The 10,433-nt window shown below is 29.3% G+C and carries 11 protein-coding genes; 7 read left to right on the top strand and 4 right to left on the bottom strand.

Annotated features, from left to right (window positions below):
- Window positions 1-661 precede the first annotated feature (661 nt).
- The 4 genes from B8T70_RS21425 (at window position 662) to B8T70_RS21410 (ending at window position 4,665) form a co-directional block, all read left to right on the top strand.
- Complete coding sequence (locus B8T70_RS21425; RefSeq protein ID WP_086896165.1) at window positions 662-1,468, top strand: SUMF1/EgtB/PvdO family nonheme iron enzyme; 807 nt, start codon at window positions 662-664, stop codon at window positions 1,466-1,468.
- A 425-nt stretch (window positions 1,469-1,893) separates the two neighbouring features.
- Window positions 1,894-3,030 (top strand): hypothetical protein, encoded by a 1,137-nt coding sequence (locus B8T70_RS21420; protein WP_086896164.1) that lies wholly within the window; start codon window positions 1,894-1,896, stop codon window positions 3,028-3,030.
- 25 nt (window positions 3,031-3,055) lie between these two features.
- The gene (locus tag B8T70_RS21415) at window positions 3,056-3,763 is read left to right on the top strand and encodes a DUF6090 family protein (protein ID WP_039114342.1); all 708 of its coding nucleotides are present in this window, start codon (window positions 3,056-3,058) and stop codon (window positions 3,761-3,763) included.
- Window positions 3,764-3,930: 167 nt separating this feature from the next.
- On the top strand, window positions 3,931-4,665 hold the full coding sequence (locus B8T70_RS21410; RefSeq protein WP_086896163.1) for a hypothetical protein: 735 nt from the start codon (window positions 3,931-3,933) through the stop codon (window positions 4,663-4,665).
- A gap of 189 nt (window positions 4,666-4,854) precedes the next feature.
- On the opposite strand, the gene B8T70_RS21405 is transcribed toward B8T70_RS21410, so the two are convergent.
- Window positions 4,855-5,463 (bottom strand): hypothetical protein, encoded by a 609-nt coding sequence (locus tag B8T70_RS21405; RefSeq protein WP_086896162.1) that lies wholly within the window; start codon window positions 5,461-5,463, stop codon window positions 4,855-4,857.
- 70 nt (window positions 5,464-5,533) lie between these two features.
- A complete protein-coding gene (locus B8T70_RS21400; protein WP_039120602.1) occupies window positions 5,534-6,232 on the bottom strand; it encodes a pseudouridine synthase in 699 nt (232 codons plus the stop codon).
- A gap of 577 nt (window positions 6,233-6,809) precedes the next feature.
- Between B8T70_RS21400 and B8T70_RS21395 the strand changes: the two genes are divergently transcribed.
- The 3 genes from B8T70_RS21395 to B8T70_RS21385 all read left to right on the top strand — a co-directional run bounded on the left by B8T70_RS21395 (window position 6,810) and on the right by B8T70_RS21385 (window position 9,705).
- On the top strand, window positions 6,810-7,244 hold the full coding sequence (locus tag B8T70_RS21395; protein WP_086896161.1) for a hypothetical protein: 435 nt from the start codon (window positions 6,810-6,812) through the stop codon (window positions 7,242-7,244).
- A gap of 182 nt (window positions 7,245-7,426) precedes the next feature.
- The gene (locus B8T70_RS21390; protein ID WP_086896160.1) at window positions 7,427-7,831 is read left to right on the top strand and encodes a hypothetical protein; all 405 of its coding nucleotides are present in this window, start codon (window positions 7,427-7,429) and stop codon (window positions 7,829-7,831) included.
- 206 nt (window positions 7,832-8,037) lie between these two features.
- The gene (locus tag B8T70_RS21385; protein ID WP_207621555.1) at window positions 8,038-9,705 is read left to right on the top strand and encodes a DUF6138 family protein; all 1,668 of its coding nucleotides are present in this window, start codon (window positions 8,038-8,040) and stop codon (window positions 9,703-9,705) included.
- A gap of 207 nt (window positions 9,706-9,912) precedes the next feature.
- Here B8T70_RS21385 and B8T70_RS21380 read toward each other — a convergent pair whose 3' ends face one another.
- Together B8T70_RS21380 and B8T70_RS21375 are read right to left on the bottom strand one after the other, a co-directional pair.
- Complete coding sequence (locus B8T70_RS21380) at window positions 9,913-10,167, bottom strand: GIY-YIG nuclease family protein (RefSeq protein WP_086896159.1); 255 nt, start codon at window positions 10,165-10,167, stop codon at window positions 9,913-9,915.
- A 105-nt stretch (window positions 10,168-10,272) separates the two neighbouring features.
- On the bottom strand, window positions 10,273-10,404 hold the full coding sequence (locus B8T70_RS21375; protein ID WP_086896166.1) for a GIY-YIG nuclease family protein: 132 nt from the start codon (window positions 10,402-10,404) through the stop codon (window positions 10,273-10,275).
- Window positions 10,405-10,433: the final 29 nt, after the last annotated feature.

Below are 10,433 nucleotides of genomic sequence, written 5' to 3'. Positions count from 1 at the left end.
ATCTCTTCTTTTACTTGGCGAGAAACCAAATTACTATTTTTTATTAAACTAATAAACTTAATTTTATTTCCTTTTCAGTGTTTTGTAAACAAAATATTGATTTTAACTAGCTTATAATGTTCTGGGACTACAGCGGGTTTGGGACTAAATTAAGCTTTTTCTTCGGATTTACCACCCGAGCGATAGCGAACAGACGAAGCAAATCATCCCAAATACAAAACCAACTATCCATTATACCTATTACCCAAATCCGTTGTAGTAGCGGTTGTGGGACGTTTTTATGCAGTTTAATAAAATCGATATCCTAAATTTAAACTAAATTTTGCAATATCGTCGCGTAATATTAATCCCCTCTGACGCAAGCATTCCGCTTGTGAACGCAACACAAAATTGACAAAGAGACTTTATAAACATGGTTAAAACAAAACAAAGCTCCAGATTTCTCTGAAGTTTTGTCATAGTAACGGTAAGTATTGAAATATCTATTCATTTTTTTTTGAGGATTATTATAGTATTTTAGCATGCGCATCCTAGTGATATATAATGAAAATTATATATTTGAAATAAAAAGGGTGCAAATAATTATCACACATCTCTACCTCTATTTAGGTGGTTTTATCACACATATAAATAAGTTGACAGTAATTTAAAAACAGATATTATGACAAAACAGGCATTTATAATCTTTCTTGGACTTTTGGTATTAAATTCCTGCAAACAAGACAATGTTGACTATGTTTTTGTGGAGGGTGGAACTTTTGAACAAGGTAAAAACCAATTCATCATTAGCCCAAAAGGAGACACAATAAATGGTTTTACAAGTCCACACCGAATGGTAGAGCTTGATGACTTTTACATAAGTAAATATGAAATAACAGTTAAACAGTTTAGAGAATTTTGTGAAAAAACAGGCAGAAAAATGCCTGAAGCACCTATTGAAAATGCCCACGGAATAAAAGTATATTATAAATGGATAGACGAAAACCCAATGCTTGCAACTTGGGACGAAGCAAATGACTTTGCCAAATGGGCAGGAGGAAGATTACCAACTGAAGCAGAGTGGGAATATGCCGCTAAAGGTGGAAAGAAAACTAAAAACTACAAATATAGTGGTAGTAATAATCCAATCGAGATTGGATGGGTAAAAGAAAACTCAGACAGCATCTTTCATAAAGTTGGTCTACTTAAACCTAATGAACTAGGAATTTATGATATGACTGGAAATGTTGGTGAATGGGTTTTTGATTGGTATAATCCTGAAAAAGATAGTTTAGTAAGTACAAAAAATCCACAAGGACCAACAGAAGGCGCTTATAAAATTTCGAAAGGAGTTAGTTGGTTTTACGAAACCCAAAGCACTGATGGAAAGCCATTAGAATATGGAATTCATATGCCAGAAGTTAGGTACCAATCTCCAAAAGGCACACGAAATGACGGATTTGGATTTAGAATTGCAAAAAATAAATAAAACTACCGCTAACAGTTACTACAACCGATTTGGATAATAAGCCTTAATGGAAAGCAGGTTTTATATTTGGGATGATTTCTTTGAAGAATAAAAAGAAGCCACTTTATTATGAAATATAAAACTATTGAAAAGATTAAATAATTACAAAATTATAGCTTAATTTTTTTTCTTCTTTTTGTTGATATATCCACATTCATTTTATGTATCAAAAACATCAAGTAAAATAAAAATCCCTTTGATAATTTATAATGGAAAAATTCTATATTTGAAAATAAATAGCATACAATACTTATCCTTTATATCTACCAAATCCGGGTCACTTTTTGTGGTTTTGTCACACATATAAACAAGTTGGCTGTAATTTTCGGGAACCTTAATAATAAAAAATAAACCAAAAAAAATAAACCAAAAAAAGATAATACAAAATGAAAAAAATAATACTCTTACTCCTTACATTATTCATTACAAATTTTAACTATGCTCAAAACATATTACTTGACAGTTTAGTTCAAAAGAATGGTTTCTCTTTCCAAATTGATAAAAATATTTCATTTCAGGGAAAAGGATGGGATGTTTTGCTAGATGAAATAAAACAATCTAATTCGGTTTTGTTGGGAGAAAGTCATTTTACAAACGAAATTCCTTATTTCACAAATGCTATTATCAATGAGGTTAAGTTTGATAACTATTTTCTAGAGGTTGATCCTTATTCAGTAGATATAATCGAAACAAATATTAAATCTCTATCTGTCGAACAGCTTAATTCTTTTGTTAAAGAATATAGTACAAACTTTTCTTTTTTGGAGTTAGAACCCGAATTTAATTTGTTTAAGGATTTAGTTAAACGTGATACCAAAATATATGGTGTTGAACAAATTAGCATTTTTGCAGATCAAATGATAATTTCAAATTTAAAAGAAACTTCGAAAAATAAAAAAGTGATTGAGATATATGAGCAAATGCTCCATAATTCCAAACTACTTGCGTCTAAAGAAGGTCATGAAAAATTCTACCTATTATCCGAAGATTGCCTTCAAAAAATAGATTTGTTGTTGAAGTTAAAACTTTCTGATAAAGAGCGAAAACAAATTGAAGCATTAAAGTTAAGTAGAGAGATTTATGTTAATAGAAATCATCCCTTAAGGATTCAACTGATGAAAAGCATCTTGCTAAACCAAATGCCCGATTGGAAAAACAAAAAAAATCTTTTCAAATTTGGTGCAGTTCATCTACCAAAAGGGGAAACCATATTAACAAAAACTGATATATATGATATAGGCAGCTTAATTTCTAATATTGAAGAGGCAAGTTGGAAAAAATCGTTACATATAATGCTTGTTGGAAAAGGAGAAGACGAAGAGGATAACACTAGTTTTAAATCTTTTCTAAATGTGTTAAAAGATGATCAATGGTACTGTTTTGATTTAAGACCTTTAAAGAAATCTATTTTACAAAACAAGCTAAAAGTAGATGATATATACTTATCGAGAGTTATAAAGGGGTATGATTATCTTATTTATATTCCTAAAGTAACTAAAAGTAAAGAAATCTCGATAAAATAATAGGAAGATATTTTAATAAAAAAATATGCAAGAAGAAATAACGAAACATTCAGAAAAAATTTACAAAACTGTGAAAAATTCAAAACATACATTGGGAGAGAAAGTGAAGGAAATCATTATAGAAATTTTTATAATCGTTTTTGCTGTAACACTTTCAATATCGTTACACAGTTGGAGCGAACACAGGCATCAACAAGAAGAAGTGACAGTGTTTCTTGAAAATTTAAAGAATGATTTGCAAAATGATGTAAAAAACATCGACATTGAAAAGGAAGCATACAAAAAGTCAAACATAAGCTATGAGAAAATTTTAGCACTAACGACTCGCCAACTTGACAGTATTTATAAGTCTAAAAATAAAGTTGATTTTCCAATTTATTCGCATGGACCAAAAATGAATATTGGTAATTATGAAGGTTTTAAATCTAGTGGTAAAATTGGCTATATTGAAGACGAAAAATTAAAACAGAAAATCTTAAATTATTATCAAATATATGTACCGGCAATTAACGAAGTCGATAAATATTATAATGATTTTCTGTTTAAGTGTTTTGATAAAATGATAGAAAATGCGGATAAATCAGAACAAGAATTATATTCAGACCCAAAATTTAAAAAGACAATTGAATTTCTTGTCAAACTAGGCAAGAATAATATAAGGGTTTACGACAAAAATACAAAACCACTAACAATTGAACTTATTAAAGAAATTGAAAAAGAGTTGAATAAATAAAAAATGGCACACAACCGCCGTTTGACAATGTGACGGGTTTAGCCTTAATTTGATGTTGTGGTTATTTGGAATGATTAGCAAATATAATGAATGAGTTTAATTTAATTCCAAGCCTGCTGTACTAGAGGGACGTTATAGGCAATCTTAAATAAACGAAATATACAGATATGAAAGAAAATGAAATTAATCCTTTAGAGGCATTTCAAAAAATAGTGTTACAGCAACACGAAAGTGCTCATGCAAGTATAAATAAAGAATTGTATAACGAAATCCTCAAAACTGCAGAATTAATTGAAATAAAAGATGACAAGTCAAATCTAAAAGAAATAGTTGACAACCTGCGAGAAAAGTTTAAAAATGAAGACTTAAATCAAGTGACAAACTTGTTTATTTATTGTCAAAGTTTTTTATCAACTAATGAAGAACCATTACCATTACCTTCCCAGCTATGCATAGCTATAGGCAAATTATTTACTTATGAGAATCTTCATTATACAGCAAGTAAAGTTTATAGTGATGACGAAATTGAAGGAGGAAGTGCATTGTCTTTTTTAGGATATTTAGCAATGCACGAGCAACATATACCATATGTTCTTAATTTTATCAAAGATAACTTCAAAGGGTTTTCCAACAACAAAAAAACAGAATGTGTATTTCAATTAAAAGAATTACTTCCAGAAAATGAAATTGCAAAACAAATAGTAAAAGATAGTGGAATAACTAAATATGAACTCACTTTTAGTACAGAACAAGACTCAACTTCTACACCTGTTACTTTTAAGAAAGATAATTTTAAGAAAGAAGAGAATAATGCAAAACTGAATTTTCAAGAGCAAGAATCTAATTATCAAAAAACTAAACTTAAATTACCTTGGTGGAAGTTTTGGGAGAAAAACAAATAGAAATTTTAAAAAACTGGTTATAACAGCTACTACAGCAGATTTAGGCAATAGGTTTGATGTGCGTATCTTAAATTTTAAAATAAAACAATAATTTTCAAATTATTATTCTATTCATACTTACTCAAGTCCAGATTAAGAATATTACTGTAAAGTAAAAATAGAATTAAAGGTAAATCCTGTAAGATAAATTTAAGGACGAAACAATTTCAAATTATTTAAATTTAATAAATCTAAAACCCGAGGTGAAACTTTCAAATCGGATCGAAACTTTAAAACACCTTTTATGAAATGTCTTTGTAATTCTTTTGCATTGCGTATTGAAAATGGAGTATTGAATATAATGGCTTTATAAATTATTGTGTTTGTAGCATTATCGAAATAATATACACAAATATCAAGACTTACATCTTCACCCTCTGATAAAACTACATCATAATTTTTCGGATCGGGATTTGGGGATAAAGACTTAAAACTTAGAGATTCAATAACTATTTCATTATTATAATGGTGCAAACCATTTTGATCAACTATTACTTTGGTAATTTTATTTTTTCGGATAGTAATTGTATGCTTTACTATGGCATATATCAAAAAAGATAGCAGTAATACAGATAACACTACAGAATAAAATTTAAATATAACAGATAGTTTTTCAGATTCAATGATAACTACCTCTGAAATAATTATTCCTAAAATTGTACTCACAAAAATAAATGCTCCTAAAACCTTTACTATAAAAGTAATTTTATTTGATTTTAATGATTCAATTTCCGAAAATTCATTATTCTGAAAATCCATTTTTTGTTAGAAGTTAGAAATTAAACATTATAGCTTTTGGAGTAAATTTAAGAAAGATAAATTTATTATTCTATTCATACTTACTCAAATCTAGATTAAGAATATTGCCTACTCTGCTAAACTCTTCATTAATCTTTGCGTTCAAGATTAGTTGTTCGTTTTTTATTGGATGATTAAAGATTAACTGATGTGCGTGAAGCATCATTCCTTTCAGCTCATAATTCTCCAACCATAATTTATTTTGCTTGTTACAACCATGTGGACGGCTTCCTAAAATGGGATGAAAAATATGTTTGAAATGCTTTCGTAATTGATGCATACGTCCGGTTTCAGGAATCGCTTCTACCAAACAATATCGTGAGGTTGGCTTATTATTAAACTCTAACTCAACTTCGGCATTTTGCAAACGGTGAAAGTATGTTATTGCATTTTGTTTAATGTCATCGTCATTTATTAAATCATAATCAATCGTTAGTTCTTCGGGTGACCAACCACGTAAAATTGCTAAGTATTTTTTTTCGACTTCGCGTGTGGCAAAACGATCATTCATAATTTTCAAAACCTCTTTGTCCAACGCAAATAACAAGACTCCAGATGTTTTACGGTCTAACCGGTGAATAGGATAAACGTGTTGCCCTCCTATTTGATTTCTCAATTCCTGAATGGCATAAACTTTTGCATCTCGGGCATAAAATGATTTGTGAACCAATAATCCACTTGGTTTATTAATTGCAATAATATATTCGTCTTGGTAAAGAATTTCTAACATTTGGCAAAAGTAAAAGAGATTTCGATTAAAATCACTTTTATGACTTATTTGTTTCTATCCTTTTCTTTTTTATTCTAAATCGAAAAACATAATAAAAGATTCCATTGCAAGAAGTGCTATTAAAATTGCACCCTCGGGAAAAGCTATACGGATTTCACCTGACTTCGCTCCCACAATCTGAATCAGACATTGTTTTGTAAATTCAAATCCACAAAAAAAGCTCCGGTTTTCTCTGAACCTTTGTCTTAGTAGCGGGAAATGTTCAAATATCTAACTAGATTATTGAAGACCGTATATATAATTATTTCATTTGCATCTTAATTTTAAAATATTGCGATAATTTGTTTGAAAAAAAAATGACATTCTACTTTGAACTATAAAGCCTTAAACAAATTTATTGATTACAAAAATATAACTTAACTTCTTCTCTGTTTTTTGTTTTCATATCGATTCATATAAGCATCAAATGTACCTAACAAATTAAAAGTACTTTTAATAATTGAAAAATTATATATTTGAGAATGAATAATGCGTAATAATTATCATAAATATAAGTTACCAGTAATTTTAAGAACTTATGAATAAACCTAATTTATATTGGCTTAAGAATAAATCCATTGAAAAAGATATACTTTTAGATAAAGTCAATGATGGGAAATTTCGTGTACTGGAATTTGGAAAATTTCAACCTATTCTTTACGGTGGAATTTTGATTGACAATTCTATTGCAGAAGTTTTTCAAAAATATGTTCCTGAACAAATAGGCTCAATCAACAAGGTAATTATCTGGAGAAAATCAACTGCAGAAACTTGGGCTAATTATTCAGAGATACAGATAAAAAATCATTTAGATTTAAAAACTTTTAAAAGTGCAAAATTTGATGGATTCAGAATTCATCAGTTATATTATGATGCAATTTATATTTCTTCTGATCTCAAGGATAAGCTAATCTCAGAATGTGAAAAAGTAAATGAATTGGAATTTATAAATGAAAGACCTCTATACGCTTAAAAAACAAAAATAATGGTCAATATTAGAGTTTTAGGCTAAATTTAAAGATGGTTTTGTACTTGAAATGATTTTAAAAATCCAAAAACAGAGCTTAATTCAACCTAAAAACCACTAAACATCAGAACGTTATATATAATTCTTAAAAAAATAACAGGTTTAATCAACACGAAAAAACAAAAAAGATGAAAAATATTAGAAAGCGATTAAATATTTCAATTTCAGTTACCTTAATAAGTTTAACTTTCATTAGTTGTAATGAAAAAAAGACGGTCAAAAATACTCAAGTAGAAAAATCAAAATCAGAAGAAAAATTTGGTTTGTCAGAAGATAAAAGAAAAGAATTATTCAAGGAAACTGTAAGCGCAGATGACAAAGCTAACGCATTCCAAAGAGCAAAACAGGATAGTGTTTTAAATTTAAAACTTGATAAAACACAATTAAAGAAAGAGTATCATTTAATTGAAATTCAGTCAGACGAATTAATGAAAAAATATAAAACTGAAGTCACTAAGAAATACAATATTACTGAAGAGCAAGAAAAGCAAATAAGTTTTGAAGGATTGGAAAAAAATTGGCCGTTAGAATAGCCACAACTACATATAACAGATTTAAGCAATTGGCTTAATGGAAATCGGTTTTGTATTTGGGATGATTTGCTTCACCTGTTCGCTATCGCTCGGGTGACAAATCCAAATAATGAGCTTGATTTAGTCCTTTACCTCGCCAAGCACTGGAACGTTAGCTGCAATAGCACAGCATTGCAACATCAAAAGAAAACTCTACAAAAACAGAAATGAATACAATCGAAAAAATAATTATCGACAATATGATGAAAGGTATTGTCGAAGTAACAAAAAATGACTTAAAAAATCATATCGGAGAAACCGCATATTCTGAATGTGAAATTCAGGAAGGCTATCACGATTATCTCAAAATTCAATTCAAAGGACAGAAGATAGGACTGTTTATATACGATTTTGATTGGGACAAAACTCCTTACTTTAAACTCGAAATTTCAGAACCCATCGATAATCTGCCGAAAGAGAATCTTATTGACAATGTAATTCCTATTCTGAAACAACAAATTTCTGATTTCTTTTTTGACAAAGCCAATCAGCCAATGTTTAGGTATTGTATTAAGGTAGTTTTGGAATTTGAATATAAAAACGGTTCATACAAGGAAACATTTTTCATTGAAGATGAAGAACGAAAATTAGAGCTTCAGAAACGGATGAACAATTATATCACAAAAGTTATTTACAATCTCGATAGAAAAGTTAAGGATGTAAGAGAAATAACTGTGTTTTCGGGCAACCTAGTAAATTTTAATTTGATGGGGTTTTCACCAATGAAGCTTATTGAAATAATAGAACACTGTTTAAATCACACTTTCAAAGACATTAAAAACAGAAAATCAAGCGAAGATTTCGAACGAAGTATTTTGCATATGCTCAACAACTGGGTAAAAGACGAATTTAAACCATTGCATTTCGATATTTCTGGAAATTTCTCTGAAAAAAATACAATCAAAAATGATTTTAAAAAAGAAAATGTAAACGCCGAACAACTTTCACTTTGGGTATACACTTCCTTTTTGAGGATTAAATTTAAAGATTACGCTTCAGACGCGCTGAAAGATTTAGAAATAGCAAGCAAGGATTTCGGTTCTGAAACTGCAAAAAAATATCTTAATTTCGGCACAGGACTATTTGCCCAAGAAGATATTCATTATAAAGACAAAAATATAGAATGTAAAGCCAATGATGTTTTTTCTACAATTTCTGTTACTATCAAAAACGAAACTTCAGAATGCTACCAAAAGGCTTTAGATTTTATAATCAATCTACTTCAAAAAGGGTTTCCCAACAGTTACTCTATTAAATTTTCTTCAAAATCTGAAAAACAATTTTTACCAATTAAAGGAATTGCAAAATCTTCTACCAACAGATTTTTTACCAATTGTTTGCAATATTCCGAACTACACGATAAAATCGAGCAATATGCATTGGTTGCTATGAAAGAATTTGAATGGTATAATGACGTAGAAGAAGGCGAAAAAAGTTGTCTCCCTGGAAGTTATGCTGTATTTAGTTTGGGATTGACTTCTGAAAAATATTTCCCATTAGTTCATAAATATTTTGAAATATTGGACGATGAACATCAAATGGTTCATAAATACTTTATTAATAACCTAATTGACAAATATGAAGTTACTAAAAAATCAATCGTTCTGATTTGTGAAGGGATCCTCTCTGCACAGTTTGAAATGACTTATAAAAACCTTGCAACATTGATGAATAAAGAACAAAATTTAGAACTTTTAATTAACGAGTTGGAAAAACTCGAAAGTTATGAAGTTGAAGAGATTATTTATTCTATTTGGGGAAGAGATTATACAAAAACAATCCCAAAACTTGATTCACAATTAAAAGAATTGTTGCTTGAACAACTCAAGAAATAGCTACTACAGCAAACATCGGTTTGGTAATATGGTGTCTGAAGTACTTCTATGAAGTATTTGTACAAGGCTCAAAAGCAGGAATTCTATTAAACTTCAAGATACTTTACTGCATAAAAAAAGCTTCAGATTTATCTGAAGCTTTTTGTCTTAGTAGCGGGAACAGGACTCGAACCTGTGTCCGCCGCGGCGGATATAAGCCCAACGGAGTTATAATTTAGAAATTAGATTTTTAATAAACTCCCTTCCAATTCCGGATTTTAGATATTTTTCTCTTTTCATAGCTTCGGATTTAGAACTAAAAAATTCAACATGAATTACTTCCCAAGGTCTGAATTTTATAGTATACCCTTTTGTTTCAAGAAAATTATGGGATTTAAATCTTTCAATTAAATTAGAAGTATAACCAGTATAATTTTTATTAAACTTTTCTGAATATAAAATATAAACAACAAATTCCTCCATAATAAAAAGCATAAAAAAAGCTTCAGATAAATCTGAAGCTTTGTCTTAGTAGCGGGAACAGGACTCGAACCTGTGTCCGCCGCGACGGATATGAGCCCAACGGAGTTATAATTTAGAAATTAGATTTTTAATAAACTCCCTTCCAATTCCGGATTTTAGATATTTTTCTCTTTTCATAGCTTCGGATTTAGAACTAAAAAATTCAACATGAATTACTTCCCAAGGTCTGAATTTTATAGTATACCCTTTTGTTTCAAGAAAATTAT

This window comes from Flavobacterium sp. AJR (genome assembly GCF_002156885.1).
Lineage (GTDB): Bacteria > Bacteroidota > Bacteroidia > Flavobacteriales > Flavobacteriaceae > Flavobacterium.
This window is presented reverse-complemented; position numbering and strand designations above follow the sequence as displayed.

Bases quoted from the DNA above. Each gene is read 5' to 3' on its own strand.
- B8T70_RS21425 (WP_086896165.1), top strand. From the start codon at position 662: ATGACAAAACAGGCATTTATAATCTTTCTTGGACTTTTGGTATTAAAT.
- B8T70_RS21420 (WP_086896164.1), top strand. From the start codon at position 1,894: ATGAAAAAAATAATACTCTTACTCCTTACATTATTCATTACAAATTTT.
- B8T70_RS21415 (WP_039114342.1), top strand. From the start codon at position 3,056: ATGCAAGAAGAAATAACGAAACATTCAGAAAAAATTTACAAAACTGTG.
- B8T70_RS21410 (WP_086896163.1), top strand. From the start codon at position 3,931: ATGAAAGAAAATGAAATTAATCCTTTAGAGGCATTTCAAAAAATAGTG.
- B8T70_RS21405 (WP_086896162.1), bottom strand. From the start codon at position 5,463: ATGGATTTTCAGAATAATGAATTTTCGGAAATTGAATCATTAAAATCA.
- B8T70_RS21400 (WP_039120602.1), bottom strand. From the start codon at position 6,232: ATGTTAGAAATTCTTTACCAAGACGAATATATTATTGCAATTAATAAA.
- B8T70_RS21395 (WP_086896161.1), top strand. From the start codon at position 6,810: ATGAATAAACCTAATTTATATTGGCTTAAGAATAAATCCATTGAAAAA.
- B8T70_RS21390 (WP_086896160.1), top strand. From the start codon at position 7,427: ATGAAAAATATTAGAAAGCGATTAAATATTTCAATTTCAGTTACCTTA.
- B8T70_RS21385 (WP_207621555.1), top strand. From the start codon at position 8,038: ATGAATACAATCGAAAAAATAATTATCGACAATATGATGAAAGGTATT.
- B8T70_RS21380 (WP_086896159.1), bottom strand. From the start codon at position 10,167: ATGGAGGAATTTGTTGTTTATATTTTATATTCAGAAAAGTTTAATAAA.